This is a genomic window from Microcoleus sp. FACHB-SPT15 (assembly GCF_014849525.1).
In the GTDB taxonomy this organism is placed as follows: domain Bacteria; phylum Cyanobacteriota; class Cyanobacteriia; order Cyanobacteriales; family Coleofasciculaceae; genus Symplocastrum; species Symplocastrum torsivum.
This window is the reverse complement of the sequence record NZ_JACJNU010000070.1, coordinates 207881-227177: the sequence shown is the minus strand read 5'-3', so window position 1 is coordinate 227177 and position 19297 is coordinate 207881. Positions and strand designations below refer to the sequence as shown.

General features: G+C 46.0%; 17 protein-coding genes and 1 tRNA gene. 11 read left to right on the top strand and 7 right to left on the bottom strand.

What is annotated here, in order from left to right:
• The first annotated feature begins 96 nt into the window (after positions 1-96).
• The 3 genes from H6F98_RS31270 to H6F98_RS31260 all read left to right on the top strand — a co-directional run bounded on the left by H6F98_RS31270 (position 97) and on the right by H6F98_RS31260 (position 3666).
• On the top strand, positions 97-684 hold the full coding sequence (locus H6F98_RS31270) for a Uma2 family endonuclease (RefSeq protein ID WP_192222628.1): 588 nt from the start codon (positions 97-99) through the stop codon (positions 682-684).
• 24 nt (positions 685-708) lie between these two features.
• A complete protein-coding gene (locus H6F98_RS31265) occupies positions 709-2001 on the top strand; it encodes an FGGY-family carbohydrate kinase (RefSeq protein ID WP_192222627.1) in 1293 nt (430 codons plus the stop codon).
• A 156-nt stretch (positions 2002-2157) separates the two neighbouring features.
• Entirely contained in the window at positions 2158-3666 is a 1509-nt protein-coding gene (locus tag H6F98_RS31260) for a TM0106 family RecB-like putative nuclease (protein WP_192222760.1), read from the top strand.
• 79 nt (positions 3667-3745) lie between these two features.
• Here H6F98_RS31260 and H6F98_RS31255 read toward each other — a convergent pair whose 3' ends face one another.
• Positions 3746-5023: a S41 family peptidase gene (locus H6F98_RS31255; RefSeq protein ID WP_192222626.1), complete on the bottom strand. Its 1278-nt coding sequence runs from the start codon at positions 5021-5023 to the stop codon at positions 3746-3748.
• Positions 5024-5222: 199 nt separating this feature from the next.
• Here H6F98_RS31255 and H6F98_RS31250 point away from each other — a divergent pair, with 199 nt between their 5' ends.
• From H6F98_RS31250 to H6F98_RS31235, 4 genes are all read left to right on the top strand, one after another.
• Complete coding sequence (locus H6F98_RS31250; RefSeq protein ID WP_192222625.1) at positions 5223-5588, top strand: response regulator transcription factor; 366 nt, start codon at positions 5223-5225, stop codon at positions 5586-5588.
• 97 nt (positions 5589-5685) lie between these two features.
• Positions 5686-5759, top strand: a tRNA-Asp gene (locus H6F98_RS31245).
• Between the two features lie 83 nt (positions 5760-5842).
• On the top strand, positions 5843-7291 hold the full coding sequence (gene gltX, locus H6F98_RS31240; RefSeq protein WP_192222624.1) for a glutamate--tRNA ligase: 1449 nt from the start codon (positions 5843-5845) through the stop codon (positions 7289-7291).
• Positions 7292-7428: 137 nt separating this feature from the next.
• Entirely contained in the window at positions 7429-7995 is a 567-nt protein-coding gene (locus H6F98_RS31235) for a hypothetical protein (protein ID WP_313929975.1), read from the top strand.
• Between the two features lie 62 nt (positions 7996-8057).
• Here the strand turns inward: H6F98_RS31235 and H6F98_RS31230 are convergent, their stop codons facing one another.
• Positions 8058-8660: a Coq4 family protein gene (locus tag H6F98_RS31230; RefSeq protein WP_192222623.1), complete on the bottom strand. Its 603-nt coding sequence runs from the start codon at positions 8658-8660 to the stop codon at positions 8058-8060.
• A 302-nt stretch (positions 8661-8962) separates the two neighbouring features.
• On the opposite strand from H6F98_RS31230, the gene H6F98_RS31225 reads away from it, so the two are divergent.
• Positions 8963-10123, top strand: a complete 1161-nt coding sequence (locus tag H6F98_RS31225; protein WP_192222622.1) for a ferrochelatase — start codon at positions 8963-8965, stop codon at positions 10121-10123.
• 103 nt (positions 10124-10226) lie between these two features.
• Here the strand turns inward: H6F98_RS31225 and H6F98_RS31220 are convergent, their stop codons facing one another.
• Positions 10227-10772, bottom strand: coding sequence for an NADPH-dependent FMN reductase (locus tag H6F98_RS31220; protein WP_192222621.1), 546 nt, complete (start codon positions 10770-10772; stop codon positions 10227-10229).
• 418 nt (positions 10773-11190) lie between these two features.
• Here H6F98_RS31220 and ftsH point away from each other — a divergent pair, with 418 nt between their 5' ends.
• Positions 11191-13146 carry an ATP-dependent zinc metalloprotease FtsH gene (gene ftsH, locus H6F98_RS31215; protein ID WP_396814161.1) on the top strand — a complete coding sequence of 652 codons (1956 nt, stop codon included), beginning with the start codon at positions 11191-11193 and terminating at the stop codon, positions 13144-13146.
• Positions 13147-13302: 156 nt separating this feature from the next.
• Here ftsH and H6F98_RS31210 read toward each other — a convergent pair whose 3' ends face one another.
• On the bottom strand, positions 13303-13896 hold the full coding sequence (locus tag H6F98_RS31210; RefSeq protein ID WP_242058780.1) for a M23 family metallopeptidase: 594 nt from the start codon (positions 13894-13896) through the stop codon (positions 13303-13305).
• 387 nt (positions 13897-14283) lie between these two features.
• Between H6F98_RS31210 and H6F98_RS31205 the strand changes: the two genes are divergently transcribed.
• Positions 14284-14664 carry a hypothetical protein gene (locus H6F98_RS31205; RefSeq protein WP_192222619.1) on the top strand — a complete coding sequence of 127 codons (381 nt, stop codon included), beginning with the start codon at positions 14284-14286 and terminating at the stop codon, positions 14662-14664.
• 8 nt (positions 14665-14672) lie between these two features.
• On the opposite strand, the gene H6F98_RS31200 is transcribed toward H6F98_RS31205, so the two are convergent.
• Entirely contained in the window at positions 14673-15899 is a 1227-nt protein-coding gene (locus tag H6F98_RS31200; RefSeq protein ID WP_192222618.1) for an RNA-guided endonuclease TnpB family protein, read from the bottom strand.
• Between the two features lie 312 nt (positions 15900-16211).
• Here H6F98_RS31200 and add point away from each other — a divergent pair, with 312 nt between their 5' ends.
• Positions 16212-17228: an adenosine deaminase gene (add, locus tag H6F98_RS31195; RefSeq protein ID WP_192222617.1), complete on the top strand. Its 1017-nt coding sequence runs from the start codon at positions 16212-16214 to the stop codon at positions 17226-17228.
• 75 nt (positions 17229-17303) lie between these two features.
• On the opposite strand, the gene H6F98_RS31190 is transcribed toward add, so the two are convergent.
• Positions 17304-18440, bottom strand: coding sequence for a cell wall metabolism sensor histidine kinase WalK (locus tag H6F98_RS31190; protein ID WP_192222616.1), 1137 nt, complete (start codon positions 18438-18440; stop codon positions 17304-17306).
• Between the two features lie 4 nt (positions 18441-18444).
• On the bottom strand, positions 18445-19155 hold the full coding sequence (locus H6F98_RS31185; RefSeq protein WP_192222615.1) for a response regulator transcription factor: 711 nt from the start codon (positions 19153-19155) through the stop codon (positions 18445-18447).
• Positions 19156-19297 lie beyond the last annotated feature (142 nt).

The following is a 19297-nucleotide window of genomic DNA, read 5'->3' as shown; positions in this document are numbered from 1 at the left end:
CCTCTCCCCGTGGGAGAAGGGGTTGGGAGATGTTAGCGTAGCGGCACGCAGTGCGGGCTGTTCCTCCAAAGACCTAAATGAGAATACTTTAGAGCCATGACAACGTCTAAACCTATATCCAAAAGCCCACAAACCCTTTCTCTAGAAGATTGGATGGAAAATCCCCCCTCTAGTACTGAATGGGTGGATGGAAAGCTGATCGATAAACATTCAATGGATTGGATAGATAAGGAAGTCGTTGAAAAAAGCCGGATGACGCTCAAGCATAGTCGAATTCAAGGAAATCTATACTTTTACTGGAGAAGTTATAAGGATTCTAGTGGACAAGGAGGGGAAGTATATACAGAAGCACCTTGCCGCACGAATAAGCAGGGACGTTCTCCTGACGTTGCTTATCTCACCCCAGAACTAGTTACACAATATGGTGATGCTAAGGTGCTACCACAGAGTTTTCCGTTGAGTGCTGAAATAGTTTCACCTACGGATTTTGCTGAAGATGTTATTGCTAAAGCTCAAGAATATTTGCACTCTGGCGGGGAAGAAGTCTGGCTAGTATTTCCTGAGAATCATTGGATTATTGTCAATACTCAAAACCAGCGAGTTATATTTACATCTGGTGAAGTTGTTAGTACTCAAATTATATTACTGGGTTTCAGTGTTACCGTTGATGACTTGTTAGCTTAAGGATTCGTGAAAGTGTAACTAGCAATGAACCTCTACCTTGGCATTGATTTTGGTACCTCTGGCACACGCGCTGTAGTTATTGATGCCGCAGGTGTCATTCAAGCTGAAGCTGAATATTCTTTTGAATTGGTATTAGGTAGCACGGAAGCCTTAACCTCTACAGCAGTTGTATGGAAGCAAGCTTTATTTACCTTAATTGGGAAAATTCCTCTGCAAATACGAAAGGAAATAAAAGCGATCGCCTTTGATGGAACTTCCTCCACTGTGGTGCTATGTGATGCCACAGGACAACCCATTACTGAACTCCTAATGTACAACGATGGGCGAGGGGTAGAAGTAATGGAAATGGTAAAAGCGATCGCACCCCCAAACCATACAGTCTTAAGCGCCACTTCCAGCCTTGCAAAACTTCTATGGTTAATTCAAAATACAGAATTCAAAATTCAAAATTCTTATTTTCTACATCAGGCAGATTGGCTAGCTTTTCTTTTGCATGGTCAACTCGGTATCAGTGACTATCACAATGCTCTGAAGCTAGGTTACGATGTCGAGAATTTTTGTTACCCAGATTGGCTAGAAAATCTGCAAATCTCAATACATTTACCTGAAATTGTTGCTCCTGGTACGCCCATTGCTAACGTATTACCTGAAATTGCAAACCAGTTAGGTTTACCAAGAGACTGCATAGTCTGTGCTGGGACAACGGATAGTATTGCCGCATTTATTGCGAGTGGAGCAATGTCTCCGGGTGAAGCAGTGACTTCCCTCGGTTCTACCCTAGTACTAAAGTTGTTGAGCCATACTCGTGTAGATGATGCTCGATATGGAATTTATAGCCATCGCTTAGGAGATTTATGGCTAGTTGGGGGTGCTTCAAATACAGGTGGAGCAGTACTTAGGCACTTTTTTAGTGATGCCGAATTAGAGAGCCTCAGTTGTAAAATTCCAGTTGAGAAAGAGAGTCCATTAGAGTATTATCCCTTGCTAAAAGAAGGCGATCGCTTTCCGATCAATGACCCTCACCTCCCACCGAATCTAGAACCACGCCCTGCTGACTCAGTAGAATTTCTCCATGGCTTACTTGAGAGTATTGCCCGAATCGAAGCACGGGGATATCGGTTACTGCAACAGCTAGGTGCAACTCAACTCACTCATGTCTACACGGCTGGTGGTGGCGCAAAAAACCCTAGTTGGAGGGCAATTCGTGAGCGGCAAATTGGGGTACCTCTCCTCTCACCCAATCAAACAGCCGCCGCCTATGGTACAGCGCTATTGGCACAAGGATATACGTTAGGCGATATCAAGCCATGCACGTAGCAGACTAGGTTTCTACAAGGTACAAAGGAAGATATGCATTACCTATTTCTTTTCTAGATTGTTCTTGATGAAACAGTTTTGTCATCCAAAAATCGTTTTCGGGAATGCCAGTTGCTGTCAGCCGTTGAGCAAGCTGACTTCTCCTGGCTTGAAGCTATGTTGGTAACAGACGATTTACTCCTATACTACAAACGCTGTCGGCGTCGGGCGTTTCTAGACATTTATGGAGACTTTAGCCAGCAAGACAAAGAGCAAGACTTTATTCTTAAACTACGACAGGATAGCTTTGCTCATCGACAGGCGGTTTTGGCGATCGCACCTCATACCTCACCCAAGTATCCTCACAGAGATTGGGAAGCTGGAGCAAAGGCAACGTTGGAATTGATGCAGCAGGGAGTTGAGCGGATTTCTCAAGCTGTACTGCTGATGCAAACGGCTGATGGTATTACGCTGCTGAGTCGTCCTGATTTATTAGTTAAACAGCCAGGGGAGTCTATTTTTGGGGATTGGATGTATGTTCCCACTAGCATTAAGCTAGGGCGGCGTCCCAAGCCAGAATATCAAATTGTCGCCGCTTTTAGCGCCCAACTTCTAGCTACTGTCCAGCGTGCAATACCGAGAACCGCACACTTGATTTTGCGTCGCCACGATTCCTTTACAGTCCAACTAGAACGCTGGCTACCATTGATGCAAGAGGTTCTCACCGAATGCCTTGAAACTCTGTTACAGGAAGAAGCGCCAGAGGTGTTTATTTCGCGTCAACGGTGTAGTCTTTGCCACTGGTATAGCAGTTGTTATGCGATCGCTCAATCTCAAAAACACATCTCTCTCTTACCAGGAGTAACACCCAGCCGTTACCGGGATTTACAAGCACTTGGAGTCACGACAGTAGAATCTTTAGCTGAAACCACGATTAGCACCCTAGAACCCGCCATAGGAAGTGAAATTGCCTCTGATTTGGTGCTGCAAGCTCAATCTACAGTCCAAAAACGAGCGCTTCTCCGTGAGAGACACTACCCAATCCTAGGAGACGTAGGAAACAGCAATGGCTTAACAGCCAAGTCTTTCATCAATATCAACAGCTTACCGACAGCCTCCGTTGAGCTTTATTTTGACATTGAAGCTGAGCCAGATTTACAACTTGACTACTTGCTAGGTGTCTTAGTAATCGACAGGCGTAACCAAACCGAGGTATTCCATCCCCTACTAGCAGAACACCCAAGCGATGAAGCGACTATTTGGCAGCAATTTCTAGATTTAGTTTGGCTCTACCCGAATGCTCCAATCTTCCATTTTTCTGACTATGAGGTAGAAACCGTGAAGCGTTTAGCTAAGCTCTACGGTACTCCCTTTCAGGAGATAAGACCCCTACTTCCCCGATTTGTGGATGTGCATCAGCGTGTGATGAGTGCTGTAACACTGCCTGTAGAGAGCTATTCTCTGAAACACTTGGCTCGCTGGCTAGGCTTTGAGTGGCGTGATGCAGGAGTGACAGGTTCTCAATGTGTCTGTTTGTACGATAAGTGGTTAAAAACAGGCGATCGCTCTTTGCTTGATCTCATCCAACGCTACAACGAAGACGACTGCCGCGCTACTTATCACCTCAAAAAGTGGTTGGTTAGTTTCTTACAAGACACGATGGGCGACACCCACAATGAAGAATGAAACGTTCTCTTAAGCTGATGTGCCTTGAAATTAGATAAATGATAGATAAGTTAAAAGCACATTAGCTTCTCACCAATCTCTACGGCTTCACAGCTTCTAGCACTGTTTCTATCGCCCGCTCTTTTTGTGGGTCTGCTCCCTGAGCATATTCTGGAGAAAATGGAACAACGATATCGGGTGTAACACCGTTCCCTTCTAAACGTTGGTTCCCGCCAACATATACATCGGCAACGGCGACATATAGTAAGCTGCCATCTTGCATCAGAAAAGGACGACCCGCCACCACAGCACCAGCAGTTTTTTCCCCAACTACGGAACCAATCCCGAACTCTTGAAAGCCATACGCTAGAAGCTCCTTGGCACTCCTACTACCTTCATTCACCAACATGACGACTGGCTTATTCCACTGAGAATGATAAGTATTTCGCGTGCCGTTGCGCGGAATATTCGTCACTGAAAGATCTTTAGCTGTGTAGATGTTAAGAGCAGTTTGAGGCGCACCACCCCAACCATGTCTTAAATCCAAAACAAACCCATCTACATCTTTAAGACGACCATAAAGTAATTCTTCCTCAAGCTGCTGCTGATATTGGTCGCCTGCATAAGACCAGATGTGAACGTAGCCAATTTTCTTACCTTCCCGTTCAATCACCTGAGTACTCGCTTGCATTGCATCCAGAAACATGGTGGTTGCATCCAGCATCGTCGGCGTAACAGCGATATCTTGCTGGGTATTAGGATTGGCTGAGCGTTGAATCTTTAGTGTGACACTTTGACCTGCTTTCTCGGCAAAAGACTGGATTGGCTGGAAGGGGCGTCCTTCAACGCTGAGTAATTGATCTCCCACTTGCAGCCCTGCTTTATCTGCCGGACTTCCATCGAGAACGGCGCTAACAAAGGTTTTGCCGTTGATGTCTTTAGTAAAGATGCCAATGCCACTATATTCAATCTTGCTTGTAGGGAAAAATTTCTTTAGCTGCTGCCGGAAGTCAGGACTCCTAGGTGCAAAAATCCCTAAAACTTGATAGTAGGCTGGCTCATTGCGGGTGTAGAAGTAGGTGTGAGAAGTCTTTAACTCAGAGAGCATTTGATTAATCACAGCCACAACGTCTTCGCTGGATTGGGCTTGCATGACTTGAGGCTTATACTTCTCGCCCATGGCTTTCCAATTCACGCCGTTAAAGTTTGGGTCGTAAAAGTTATCGTTCACGGTTTCCCAAACTTCATCAAAAATTGCTGCCTTCGGCTCTGTAGTTGGAAATACTGGCGAAATAACCCAGCAAAGGAGCATAACCAAGACGGAGAGCAAGCTAACTATAGCTAAGCGGCTATCCTTCGTCAGTCCAAATTCTTTCATACAAATCTCCTTGCTTTTTCTTCTTTCGCCTTCTTAAAAAACTTGCCCTTGAAAGTCTCCCCTCGCCATTCCCCTCTTCTGCTTGATTCGCTCCAAAGGAAGAGTAAGACAAAACTAAAGTTCCATCCACTGATTGAGGCTAATTTCAACCGTAAGAAATGTAATTAAAGCCAATAAGACACTTTTATGCTAAATAGTTATGGCTACAGTTCTGGTCGTGGAAGATAGTCCCACACAACGAGAGATGATTTCAGGTCTGCTTAAAGCAAATGGGCTGAATGTTAGTTTTGCCGGTGATGGTATCGAAGCTCTCCAACAAGTTCAGGGGAAATGTCCAGATTTAGTCGTTCTAGATATCATCCTACCGAGAATGAATGGCTACGAGGTCTGCCGTCGGCTCAAATCTGATAAGAGAACACAGAACTCACCTGTAGTTATATGTACCAATAAGAGCGAACGATTTGACCTCTACTGGGCAATCAAGCAAGGTGCCGATGCCTACATTGCCAAACCTTTTTACCCCCAAGAGCTAGTCGAAACGGTAAAGTATCTCTTACGAAGGTGAGGGGTAATTGTCTTGTCTCAGGTCAACGAAAAAATTATTGGAAAACCTGCTTGACAAATCTCCTCAAGCTTGGAATACTGGTAAAGGCTTGAAAATTGGGACTGTAGTTCAATTGGTTAGAGCACCGCCCTGTCACGGCGGAAGTTGCGGGTTCGAGCCCCGTCAGTCCCGTAGAAAGTAGCTCCTAGGCAGCCAGCTATCCCCAAAAGTGGTAGCTTAAATAACTAGTAACCAACACAAAAGAGATTTATCTCGTGACTGTTAGAGTCCGTATTGCCCCCAGTCCAACTGGAAACTTACATATCGGTACGGCAAGAACAGCCGTCTTTAACTGGCTATATGCCCGTCACCACGGCGGTCAGTTTATTCTACGCATTGAAGATACAGACACAACGCGATCGCGTCCCGAATATACCGAAAATATCCTTGAGGGTCTCACCTGGTTGGGATTGAACTGGGACGAGGGACCAACCTTCCAATCAAAACGCCTTGACCTCTATCGTCAAGCCACTCAAACACTTCTGGATAAAGGGCTAGCTTATCGTAGCTACGACACGGAAGCTGAACTAGAGGAAATGCGGGCAGCCCAAAAAGCGAGAAAAGAAGCACCTCGCTATGATAATCGGCATCGTAATTTAACAGCAGAGCAACGTGCAGCTTTTGAAGCCGAAGGGCGACAAGCTGTGATTCGCTTCATCATTGACGATAACAGGGAGATTGTCTGGAACGACCTAGTGCGAGGAAAGCTCACCTGGAAAGCCAGCGATTTAGGTGGTGATATGGTGATTGCTAGGGCATCCCAAGGAGATGCGATCGGTCAACCACTGTATAACTTGGCAGTGGTGGTGGATGACATTGATATGCAGATTACCCATGTCATCCGAGGCGAAGACCACATTGCGAATACAGCAAAACAGATTTTGCTCTACGAAGCGCTAGGGGCAGCAGTACCAGAGTTCTCTCACACGCCCTTAATCCTGAATATGCAGGGACAGAAACTCTCGAAGCGCGATGGCGTAACTTCGATCTCTGAGTTCAAGGAAATGGGCTTCACACCGGAAGCGTTAGTGAATTACATGACGTTGCTGGGTTGGTCGCCACCGGACTCGACGCAGGAAATTTTTACCCTGGAAGAAGCGGCGCATCAGTTTAGCTTTGAGCGGGTTAACAAAGCAGGGGCAAAGTTTGACTGGGCAAAGCTAGATTGGTTGAACGGTCAATACCTCCATGCAATGCCAGCCCCTCAGCTAGTGGAGTTATTGATTCCCTACTGGCAGAAGGCTGGATTTGAATTTGATCCAGTAAGCGATCGCGCATGGTTAGAACAGTTAGCAGCGGTAATTGGGCCAAGTCTAGCTCGTTTGCCAGAAGCGGTAGAGATGTCGAGGATGTTGTTTACTGAGTCAGTTGAGTTTAGCGAAGAAGCTGCTGATCAGATGAAAAAAGAGGGGGCTAGTGAAGTTGTTCAAGCCATCCTTGATACCCTTGATAATTATCCTGAACTCACTTCAGAGCAAGCTCAGGAGATTATTAAAACAGTTACCAAAGATAAAAATGTCAAGAAAGGATTAGTGATGCGATCGCTTCGTGCTGGTCTTACAGGCGATGTTAATGGACCCGATCTCGTTGAATCTTGGGTGCTTCTCCACCAGCAAGGGATCGACAAAACCCGCCTGCAAAAGGCATTATCTTTGGCGGCATGAATAATCGATGAACACCTTCACGATTGCATAAAAGGTTGTTCGGAACACTATCGACAACTATCCCGTCACTGCTACGATTAGAGCCGTTAATATTCACTATCAACGCGCCGTTCATAGCCACTAAAATACACAAACCAGTGAAACAGCAGCGAGGGAAAAATTTCGTCGGTATGTCTAGTGGGGTAACCTCAATCAACCTTGCCGCCTACTTTGCTAATCTGACTGCAATACTAGCTGGTGGGCTATTCATCGGAGCCTTAGCTCAAGCCCTACCAGCCCAGTCGCAGCAAATCTTCGAGAACGTTAGACTTGGACCAAAATTTTCCCCAGACCCTGTAACAATCAGGGGTATCAGCGGTGGCGCTGTTCCAGCAAGAAATATTGCTGGTCGTGCCCAGACACCCACTGGCCCCTGCATGGGTTTTGTGGATCAAGCGCCTGACCATACAGTGGTTTTGACAACGTTTTTTAACTATCTAAGCCTGCAAGTCAACAGTCCAGAGGACACAACTCTTTTGATTAGTGGCCCTGGTGGTAGTTGGTGTAATGATGATTATCAAGGTAAAAACCCAGGTGTAGCAGGTCAGTGGCTAGCTGGCACTTATCGAGTTTGGGTGGGTTCTTACGACACCAACAACTACCACCCCTACATTATTAGAATCACTGAAGCGCCGTTACTCAATCCTGGACCGTATCGACGGTAAGTAAATTGGCTATAGAGGGAGGAAACGGTTGCAGGGGAAGCAGGGAGAGTCGTTCCGGCAGCTTACGTCAGCCCTAGCATCGCTTTGACTTCACTCAGAGGTCGTTGCCAATAATCCTCAAAGCGAAATCCCAGAAGAAATTCTGCTTTCTTTCCCAGTTCTTGCCCTTTATGAAGGTTGGCAAAAATCTCCTTGATTTGAGAGGGAGCCACAACTGGATAAAGTACCTTCGCTAAGCTTAAGCTAATTTTTAGAGATGAGCTGTAGTTTTGCTCAGCAGCAAAAGCAAGAACTCCAATTTCCCCAGCATAGCTCGTGTCAAATCCCAGCAAAACATGAAAAATATCATGGGTTACCGCATATCTCAGGGCAAAGACATTACGTGTAGCAATCTCCTCTAGTTCAGGACTCACATTAAAGGGTATTAGATGATTCACCTTCATGTGATGAGCGTATTCCCAGCCAAAGCTACCCTCAGGGTAATGGCTTAATTCCTCTAAATCGATTGGTGGGTGGTATCCGACAAGCGGTTGCAGTTTAGACGCTATTTCTGGATTGACTCTTGCACCAAAAGCATCAGCTTTAAGAATTGCGAAATCTCCAAGGTTATTAGAGGTTTTGAGAGCCTGACGTGCCTGTACGAGTTGTTTAAATTTAATTGCCATTGCTGTACCTCCCTTCAAAGTTAAGTTTGACAATTTGACTTAACTAAAAGTCGCGAGACTTGCAACTAGTTCTTGAGCTTGAGTTTTCGATACCATCGCGCAGCTTGTTCAATGAGGCGAGTGCGAAACAACTTGAATTAAGCTGATATGCATTTCAATGGGTGAAAGCTTAATTAATCAGTTGTGAAACCCCTACTTCATCCCCCTAGAGGGGATGCTAGGCTAAAGGATAGCCGGGGTGCATCTGAAAACAATCCTAAGATGCCTCAGCTATTGAAGTTGAATCTATTGAGGAACGTGAAGTGGTTGCCACTCCCGAAAAACTACATCAGGTAACAGATCTACCCACTGGTGGTAGCGATCGCGTTGCTGTCTTACTCATGGGCTACGGTGAAGTTGAGAGTTACGAAGACTTTGCTAACTACAACGAACAAGCCTTAAATCTACTTACCGCAAAATTTGCCCCTGTACCCACCTGGATTTATCCCCCACTAGCAAAGCTTCTAGCGATCTTTGACTTCCACGAGTGGGGACACCAGCACGACAACTTTATCTCTCCCCATAATAAAATTTTTGAGGAGCAACGTGCAGGTATTGAAAAAAACCTGCAAGAAAAATGGGGCGATCGCATTAAAGTTTTCAAAGCCTTTAACTTCTGCGCTCCCTTCCTTCCTGAACAAGTCCTAGAGGAAATTAAAGCCCAAGGGTTTGACAAACTCCTGATTTATCCTCTCTTAGTTGTTGATTCCATCTTCACCAGTGGCATTGCTGTCGAGCAAGTGAACAATGCTCTTGTAAAGTTAACTGATGGAAGCGCACACTGGGTTAAGGGACAGCGCTACATCCCTTCTTTCTACAACGAACCGGATTATATTGACCTACTAGCTCGACTGGTTGAAGAGAAAATCGCCGCCGATTTAGCGGTAGCCCACTTGCCCTCGCAAACGGGTATTGTGCTGATGAACCACGGCTGTCCCCACAAAGCCAAAGGCTTTACCTCTGGCATCATGGAAAGTGAGGCGCTTTATGAGCGAGTACGAGAAAAACTGATTAACAAGTATCCCTTAATTTCAGTAGGTTGGCTCAACCACCAGACACCTCTAATTGACTGGACTCAGCCTAACACCGAGTTAGCAGCTAAGAATTTGATTGACTTGGGCGCAACCACAATTGTCATGATGCCGATTGGCTTTGCGACAGAAAATCATGAAACTCTGCTGGATGTCCATCACATCGTCCACAATCTGAAGAAACGTAGCCCTCATGTTACCTACGTCGAGATGCCCTGCGTTAACGATCATCCTGATTTCTTAAAGATGGCGGCAGATTGGGCAGATCCTCAAATTGAAGCGTTGTTATCTGAGCAAGCTTTGGCGGTGAACCCTCAACAAGCAGCAGCACAGGCTTCTCACCACCATCATCATCACCACGACCACAACGACGACCACCATCACCATCATTAAGGGGCAGTACGTAGCCGTCCTAGATGATTTGTGAAAGCGAGATTCCCGACTTTTTAGAGAAGTCGGGAATCTCAATCTCTAACATCTTTCAACAAGCTACGTCTTATGACACCCCACGAAGCTTGTGGGTGTTTTCCACTAAACTTTCAGCAAACTGATCGAACCGCTGCGAGAGTTGCTCATCCAACAGCTTGCCATCTTTATCAAACGCTTTCCAAGACTGAGCGATCGCAACTTGCTCTGGAATCACCCAGCCATGTACCCAGCGCATGATTAGTCGTAGGTCATTCAGGGCATTGCTGTTAGACTGACCTCCCAGTACACTAATTAGCCCTGTAACCTTGCCAGATAGCTGGTCAAAGCTCATCAAATCCAAAGCATTTTTCAGCACACCACTAACTCCGCCATGATACTCCGGGGTTGCCAAAATCAAGCCATCGGCTTCCTGAACTGCTTCCCGTAACCGTATGACATCTGGGTAGTCTGGATAGTCTTTTTCACCGTTACAAAATGGAAGCTGCATCTGGCGTAGGTCAAGCACTTGGGTATCAGCCCCTAACGCTTGCACTCGCCCAATCGCTACATCTAAAGCTTGATAGCTAGAAGAGTTAGGTCGCAAACTACCGCCAATTCCAACAATCTTCACCATTTCACTTACAGTCTCCACATTAAACAGCAAAAATACTTTGGCTTAACTTTAGTCAGTTGGTTCCTGCTTTCCCCATAGATGAGGCTTGAGGAATAATAATGCAAATAAGACGTACTCATTACGACTACACTTAATATAACAGGTTTTGAAAAAACTTGGCAAACGTTGCTTCCTCACCCATAACAACCCCATGTGTTGTCAGCAAGCGTGAACGAACAGTCAACAAAATTAAAATTACCCTTGACCTTAAAACTTGGGATTAGTATCACAAATCAATCCATTGCCGGATGGAAAGCTACGGCAAGAATTGAGAAAGTTACACTAGAAACTAGATAGTTCAACTCCACGTCAGGCGATCGGAGCGTAACGCGCTTTAAATAAGAGTTGAGTCAAGGCAGGACGCACAAGGAAATGAAAAATGAAAAACAGTTCCTGGATGAGGGCATGGATGGGAAACCAACCAACCAGTGATTTGAGAAAGGAAGGAGAGACGCAGGCGCTTGTCTCGAAGCAACAGAAGCCAAAAGTCGCGCCACGCAACTTCTGGCGTCTTGCCGCCAGTTTGCTGATTTTTCAAGGAGTAATGCTAGGTACTCCAGTTCAAGCGCAGCAGACTGAGCAGAAGTCTCTCAGCTATGGGCAGTTGTTGCAAAAGGTTGATGCGGGCGAAGTTACTAAAGTAGAAATTGACCCAGCGACAAGGGTTGCTAAAGTCAATCTAGTGGGGCAGAAAGAGAGTGACGCTCCACAAGAAGTGGTTTTGCTTGAGCAAAATTCTGAGCTAATTGAGAGACTCCGCAACAACAAAGTTGAATTTGATGTAGAGCCTACGGCAGATAACTCTGCTGCCTTGGGGCTTGTTGCGAATTTATTTTTGCTCTTATTGTTACTTGCAGGATTAATGATGATTCTGCGGCGTTCTAGCAATAGCTCAGGTCAAGCTTTAAATTTCGGTAAATCCAGGGCACGGTTCCAAATGGAAGCGAAAACTGGCGTAATCTTCAACGATGTTGCCGGAATCGAAGAAGCTAAAGAAGAACTGCAAGAAGTGGTTACCTTCCTCAAACAACCCGAACGCTTTACGGCTGTTGGAGCAAAAATTCCTAAAGGTGTCCTCTTAGTTGGGCCACCAGGTACGGGAAAAACTCTCCTGGCAAAAGCGATCGCAGGCGAAGCTGGAGTGCCTTTCTTCAGTATCTCTGGAAGTGAATTCGTTGAAATGTTCGTTGGCGTTGGTGCTTCCCGCGTCCGTGACTTGTTCAAGAAAGCCAAAGAAAACGCTCCTTGCCTCATCTTCATTGATGAAATTGATGCTGTTGGTAGGCAGCGTGGTGCAGGTATCGGTGGAGGAAACGATGAGAGAGAGCAAACCCTGAACCAGTTGCTCACAGAGATGGACGGGTTTGAAGGGAATACTGGGATTATCATCATCGCAGCGACTAACCGTCCGGATGTTCTTGATTCCGCCCTCTTGCGTCCAGGACGCTTTGATCGGCAAGTGATGGTCGATGCGCCTGACCTCAATGGCCGGCAGGGAATCCTGGAAGTCCACGCTCGTAATAAAAAGATTGCCCCAGAAGTTTCTCTAGAAGCGATCGCACGGCGTACTCCTGGATTTACAGGTGCAGATCTTGCCAACCTACTCAACGAAGCGGCAATCCTTACCGCCCGACGTCGCAAAGATGCGATCACCATGTTGGAGATTAACGACGCTGTTGACCGCGTTGTCGCCGGGATGGAAGGCACCCCCTTGGTAGACAGCAAAAGCAAGCGCTTGATTGCCTACCACGAAGTCGGTCATGCTGTCATTGGCACCTTGCTACCCCAACATGACCCTGTACAAAAGGTCACCCTCATTCCTCGTGGACAAGCCCGTGGTCTTACCTGGTTTACCCCCAATGAAGAACAGGGGTTAGTTTCCCGTGCCCAGCTACTAGCGCGTATCACTGCCGCCTTAGGGGGTAGGGCAGCAGAGGAAGAAGTTTTTGGCGATGCCGAAGTGACAACAGGTGCTGGTGGTGACTTGCAAACCATTACGTCTTTGGCAAGGCAAATGGTGACACGATTCGGAATGAGTGACTTAGGCCCTCTGTCCTTAGAAACGCAAGGAGGAGAAGTCTTTCTGGGTGGTGGCTTCATGTCGAGATCGGCGGAATACTCAGAGGAAATTTCTGCCCGGATTGATGCCCAAGTCCACACAATTGTTGAACATTGCCATGACAAAGCTCGTCAAATCATCCGTGACAATCGCGTTGTCATTGACCAATTAGTTGAGCTGTTGATTGAGGAAGAAACAATTGACGGTGACCAGTTGCTGGAAATTATGAATGAGCAAAGCCAGTTACAAGGGGAAAAGTTAGTCGTTTCTGGTTAACTCATCCCTTGTAAGCAAGGACGTGGATCAAAGCGTTATTTGTTGTTGGTTATTGGTTATTCGTATTCTTTAACAAACAACAAACAACAAACAACAAAGCGGCGGACGGCTATTCCTCACCTTCGTAGAAGGCAGGAGTTTCCCGCCGCTTTCTGTTTAGTCTCGCTGTTGCAGGTTACTGGAAACCGTCCCAGCACTCGCTTGGTCACTGTACATTGCCCGAAGTACAGTCGCAGGGTCTACATATTGGTCAGCGTACTTTAGACCCCAATGTAGATGAGGCCCAGTCGTTCGACCTGTCATCCCAATTCGACCAATTCTTGCGCCAACTGGTATTTGTTGACCTTCCCAGATTTGAATACCAGCAGTACGGTCTATTAAGTAACGACCACTTGACCCTCCTTCAACGTGTCCTTTCATGTGGCAGTAGATGTGTGTCCACTCTCCTGACTGGATTTTGATTGAAGTGCCGCAGAGCGTATTATCAGAGACTTCAACAACCTGACCCGTCCACCAGTTGCGGATGTAACTTCCGTCGGGCGCTGCCATGTCTAAGCCTCGATGAAATTCCCTACCAGAACCGCCTGTAGCCGAGCGACGGTAGCCGAAACCAGAGGTGTAGCCTTGAAAATTTTCTACAGGAAAGGAAGCTCCTTTCCAGGAATTGGAGTTTGCTGCCTGAACTGACTTAGCTTCTGAGGCACTCACCGATTCATGCCTCACCTCTCCTAGCGTAATAAAACTGCTCATAGTCAGCCCTAGCAAAAATAAAAGGCTTAGAAGTAACCTCTTGTGCTTTCGATTCCATTGGGGTTTAGACGCTTGCTGCATTTGTTCACTCTCATGATTGGTGGTGGCTATGGTTCAGTAGCTGACACCCAAGCAATCGTTCACACCCTCTACTGTGTTTTGAGTAGTAAGAGTTTGTTTCGTGAATTTTTTGCTCACACAAATTTAATTCTTCGCAAGATCATACTCTAGAGTATTGCTCTGTCAACACCCTATTAAAGGTTTGCGAAGTGTTCAATTTCTACTCTTAGACAGGTTTGAGACTTTGTAAGTATTCAGAATCCTGTAGTTTTGTTAAGATGCCTGAATAGGCTTCTATCTACCGCAACTGAGCCTGTCCCTCAACCGATGCTGACTCAACTATTCCCGTTCCGATTTGATCTAGATGCTAGTGCGATCGCAGGTGCATCTTTGTGGTCGCTGGCACTGTATTTAAGCTTCTCGTCCTTAACCCAGTGGGTGATGGAGCAACTCAATCGTTGGTTTAACTTTGCTGAACGATTGCTCTATACCTCAGTGGAGGAATTTGAGAAAACTCGTAAGGGTAGAGAAGCACAAAATGCTTTATACGCCTCACTGTTGAGTATTGTGCCTTTTTTACTTATTGGTAGCTTGTGTAACTGGGGCGTTGAACTGAGTCTAGGTCGTAGCTGGGCAATTAGTATGGGTATCCTTGCCTGTATGGGGTGTGGTGTCTATGAACTGGGGCGTCGTGATGGTCAGTCTTGAGTTATGAACTACTGCCTGAGCCGTAAGGCACTGGCAGTTTCTGACTTCAACGGGGAATGCCTCAAGACAGACTTGCGTCCAGCTTTTGGTCTTACTTCCCCTCCATCAGCAGAGATGGACGTTCCATCCACCTTTAGCATTCTGATCCCTTCGGCTCTGATATTCGTTGCGGCATTTCCATCCCGGTCATGACGAGTTACACAGTGAGGGCAACTCCACTCCCTCGCATCCAGAGGTAACTCATCAATCTGGTAGTAACAATTAGAACAGAGCTTGGAACTGGGGAACCAACGATCAATCTCAACCAACACTCCACCTTTCTTCTCCAGTTTGTAAGCTAAGAAGTTAGTGAACGTTCCCCAACCTGCATCAGATATTGATGCAGCTAGATTGTGATTACGAACCATGCCTTTGACATGAAGATTCTCTATTGCGACAACTTGGTTTTCATTGACGAGCTTCCGTGAAAGCTTATGTAGAAAATCCGCTCTTGAGTTACTCATCCGCTCGTAAACTTTAGCAACAACCGAGCTATATTTGTGTCTTGAATTACTCCTTGAAAGTTTTCTGGCTAATTTTTTCTGCTTGCGTTTGAGGTTTTTCTCATGCTTGGCAAGGTGTCTAGGGTTTTCATACTTAGACACTTTGCTGCCGTCACTGGTAATCGCAAAATGGGTCAAACCCAGGTCAACTCCAATCACTCTACCTTCAACTGAAGGAGTAGGAGGCTCTCCCTCTACTTCGGTCAGGATAGATGCATAGTATTTGCCTGACGGGTCTTTACTTACCGTGACAGTTTTGATTGTCCCCTCGATAGACCTGTGAATTTTGGCTTTTACTATGCCTACTTTTCCCGGCAGCGAGACCGCACCCTTCTCTACTTTGACGTTCTGAGGATACTGGATAGACTGTCTGCTGTGCTTTGACTTGAATCGTGGAAATCTCGCACGACCATCAAAGAAGTTCTTGTATGCCTTGGTCAGGTTGAGGGTGACAGCCTGTAAAACTTGGCTGTAGCACTCAACCAACCATGCCGTTTCCTCATCTTTTTTGAGCTTCGGTAGAAGTGCGTTGAGGGCTGAGCGTCCTAGTCCCTTCCCAGTATCCCGGTAAGTTTCAACAGACTTATTGAGCGCATAGTTCCACCACCACCGAGCGCATCCGAAGTGTTGAGCTAACAGCACTTCTTGCTCTGACGTTGGGTATAAGCGAACTTTGACGGCTCTATGCAACACTCAACTTACCTCCTGGCTCTATTTTACCATCTATTGCAATTAGCGATAAAACCAATACTGAAGAATTTGGAAACCTCCGTTTCTCCGGTTTCCCCTGTTTTCATCCCCCTGACGTGAAACGACTGGGGGATTTCCCACAGGCTCTCGTTAAATTATTGAAAAGATATTATTGACTTGCTAAAACGGCAACGCTCTGGCTTATGATAGCTTTTCTTCTTAGTGCTTATCTTGACGCGACTACAGAGTAAAACTTTATTGTTACTCCAAGTCAGTAGAAATGCTTACACTTTTAAGATGAATCAAGCTACTAATATGGCTTTATGTTCAGGAAAAACCTGGTTTGAGCAAGTCCCGAAAGTTGAATTGCACCTACACTTAGAGGGAGCAATTCCCCATGAAGCCTTGTGGGAACTTGTACAAAAATATGGAGGTGACCCATCAGTTTCAACCCTTGAAGCACTCCAACAACGGTTTAAATACCGCGATTTTCCTCACTTTATTGACACTTGGCTTTGGAAAAACCAGTTTCTCCGAGAGTACGAAGACTTCACCTTTATTGCAAAAGCCATTGCACAAGACCTAGAGCAGCAAAATATTCGCTATGTAGAAGCCTTTTATTCCCCAGGTGATTTTGCTCGGCATGGCTTAAAAACCCAGGAGTTAACTGAAGCCATCGGGAAAGGACTTGCTCAAGTTCCAGGCATTGAAGTGGCATTAGTAGCCGATTTGATTCGAGATTTTGGACCAGAGAGAGCAGCTGTGACACTGGCAGAGGTCAGTGAGGTCAAGAGTTTGGGTGTTATTGGGATTGGTATTGGCGGTTCAGAACATGAGTATCCACCAGAACCATTTGCCCAAGTGTATGATAAAGCACGTCAGCTTGGCTTTCATACCAGTGCCCATGCAGGAGAAGTAGCAGGAGCTGAGAGTATTTGGGGAGCTATCCGCAGTTTACAATGCGATCGCATCGGACATGGAACTCGCGCTGAGGAAGATGAGTCTCTGCTTGACTACTTAGCTGAACACCAAATTCCCCTAGAGATGTGTCCCCTTTCTAATCTGAGAACAGGGGTAGTCTCATCTCTGGAAGCGCACCCAGTAAAACGCTATTTTGAGCGGGGTATCGTCGTAACTATCAATACCGATGACCCCAAAATGTTTAATAACTCCTTAGCCCAAGAGTATCAACTACTAGAAGAAAAACTAGGCTTTTCTCGCCATGATATCCGGATGCTGATTATTCATGGAATAGAGTCATCTTGGTTATCAGAAAATCAGAAACAACAGCTTGCTGCCTCATTTTACAGCGATGCGGCTTGGCAAGAATAGGGAGAGAAAATAAGCAAATATTTGGTACAGCAAATGTTTATGGTATTCACTTGTCGTTATCCCAATCCAGTCAACTTATGCCAAAGGCAAGTAAAACCGAAATGTACTGCCTATACCGAGTTGACTTTCGACTTCAAGCTGCCCACCTTGCAGTTCAACCAAGCGTTGAGAAATTGCAAGACCAATACCAGTGCCTCCAGTGTGCTGATTTCGAGACTTTTCAGCACGCCAGAAACGCTCAAAAACATGGGGCAAATCTTGGGCGGCGATCCCAATTCCCGTGTCCGTCACCGCAATCCACAGTCGAGGTAAACGGCTAGTTGCTCCTTCAGCGTCTGTCCAAGCCTGAACAGTAATCGAACCAGCTTTAGTGTAAGTTAGGGCATTACCAATAAGATTAACCAGAACCTGTTCTACACGATCAGGGTCAGCGAGTACACTCGGTAGTTGGTCAGGACATTCCAATCGTAATACTGGCCCATCTTCCAGCAACTGGTCAGAAAATTTTTGTACTAGCGACTCTAACAACGGACGCAAGTTAACCACTTGCAAATGAATCGGCAGATAGCCAGCTTCTGCCTTGGAAAGTTCCTGCAAATCATTGATTAAGCGTTCTAAGCGTCTGGTCTCTTTTGCTAGTTGCTGATAAACCTCTGGAGTTGGCTCAATCCGGGCATCTGCAAGTTCTTCTAGATAACCACGAAGAACAGTTAACGGAGTTCGCAATTCATGAGTGAGGTCACTTACTAGTTCTCTACGTCTATGTTCCACATCTTCTAAACTGACTGCCATACGGTTAAAACTGGTCGTCAGTTGATTGATTTCGGGAATCTCACTCGGCGGCAGTCGTTCATCCAAATGCCCTGCGGCAAACCTTTGAGTAATTTGCTCAATCTGAGTCAAAGGTTGCACAATCCGTTTAGAAACCCAATAACTAAGTCCACCCGCCGCTGTGCCACCCGCAATCACTGCCCAGAACGTGCTGCGATTCCAAGCGGTTTCAAACCCTTTGATTAAATTGGTACGGGCATAGCGTAAAGTAACCCCTCTACCTTCGAGTTGTTGCAGATGCAAAACAAAGAAACGAGGGGAAGACAACTTACCAATGATCACAAGAGAACTCACCGCCACCATCATGACTAGGAGATGAGAGAGGAAGAGGCGTGATACCAGGGGCAAAGACTTCGTTTTACGTAAACCAGTCTTACTCATCGCTTTAAGCAACAGCTACATCTTCAAACTTATAGCCGACACCGATAACTGTCTTTACAAATGTTGGATTAGCTGGGTCAGGCTCTATTTTTTTCCGTAACCGCGCCACATGCGTATCTACCACCCGTTCATCCCCAAAAAAGTCATCACCCCAAAGTTTATCGATGAGCTGAGTCCGGTTCCAGACACGACCTGGCTGACTGATAAACGTTGCTAGAAGGTTAAATTCTAGCGTTGTTAAGTCTAAAGCTTCTGACTTGCCAGCATCGAGTTGGCGTGTCGCAATGCGTTGATCTACATCAACAGCAAAATGTTGAGTCTGGTAAACCAGATGCTGTCCGCCATGTCGTAGACTACGCCGTAGTAGTGCCCGAACTCTCGCAACCAGTTCTGTTGGGCTAAACGGTTTGACCATGTAATCATCCGCGCCAGTCGATAAACCGATTACACGGTCAATTTCCTCCCCTCTAGCGGTCAGCATCAAAATATAAGGGTCTTTTGCACCTGGTTTTTGACGAATTCTCGCACATAGCTCCAAACCATCCAACCCAGGAAGCATTAAATCCAAAATAATGACATCGGGTTGCTGCTTCCCAAACGCCTGCAAAGCTTCTAGTCCATCACGACACCAGTGGCAGGAAAACCCTTCTCGTTCTAAAGCTAGCTGGATGAGCTTGGCGATTTCTGGTTCATCCTCAACAATTAAAATATCCATAAGCTCACGACTAAGTTTTACTCGTACTTAAAGATTAACTGGTGAGTCATTTTTGCCCAGTGGCACTGGTGCAGCGCTGCAGAAATAAGTAACCCGTTACAACAGAGCCAAAAGTAGAAAGTATAAGCCTTTGTTTTTTCTG

Excerpts from the sequence above, each read along its gene's own strand:
- H6F98_RS31270 (WP_192222628.1), top strand. The coding sequence starts at position 97 with ATGACAACGTCTAAACCTATATCCAAAAGCCCACAAACCCTTTCTCTA.
- H6F98_RS31265 (WP_192222627.1), top strand. The coding sequence starts at position 709 with ATGAACCTCTACCTTGGCATTGATTTTGGTACCTCTGGCACACGCGCT.
- H6F98_RS31260 (WP_192222760.1), top strand. The coding sequence starts at position 2,158 with ATGTTGGTAACAGACGATTTACTCCTATACTACAAACGCTGTCGGCGT.
- H6F98_RS31255 (WP_192222626.1), bottom strand. The coding sequence starts at position 5,023 with ATGAAAGAATTTGGACTGACGAAGGATAGCCGCTTAGCTATAGTTAGC.
- H6F98_RS31250 (WP_192222625.1), top strand. The coding sequence starts at position 5,223 with ATGGCTACAGTTCTGGTCGTGGAAGATAGTCCCACACAACGAGAGATG.
- H6F98_RS31230 (WP_192222623.1), bottom strand. The coding sequence starts at position 8,660 with ATGGCAATTAAATTTAAACAACTCGTACAGGCACGTCAGGCTCTCAAA.
- H6F98_RS31220 (WP_192222621.1), bottom strand. The coding sequence starts at position 10,772 with ATGGTGAAGATTGTTGGAATTGGCGGTAGTTTGCGACCTAACTCTTCT.
- ftsH (WP_396814161.1), top strand. The coding sequence starts at position 11,191 with ATGAAAAACAGTTCCTGGATGAGGGCATGGATGGGAAACCAACCAACC.
- H6F98_RS31210 (WP_242058780.1), bottom strand. The coding sequence starts at position 13,896 with ATGAGCAGTTTTATTACGCTAGGAGAGGTGAGGCATGAATCGGTGAGT.
- H6F98_RS31205 (WP_192222619.1), top strand. The coding sequence starts at position 14,284 with ATGCTGACTCAACTATTCCCGTTCCGATTTGATCTAGATGCTAGTGCG.
- add (WP_192222617.1), top strand. The coding sequence starts at position 16,212 with ATGGCTTTATGTTCAGGAAAAACCTGGTTTGAGCAAGTCCCGAAAGTT.
- H6F98_RS31190 (WP_192222616.1), bottom strand. The coding sequence starts at position 18,440 with ATGAGTAAGACTGGTTTACGTAAAACGAAGTCTTTGCCCCTGGTATCA.
- H6F98_RS31185 (WP_192222615.1), bottom strand. The coding sequence starts at position 19,155 with ATGGATATTTTAATTGTTGAGGATGAACCAGAAATCGCCAAGCTCATC.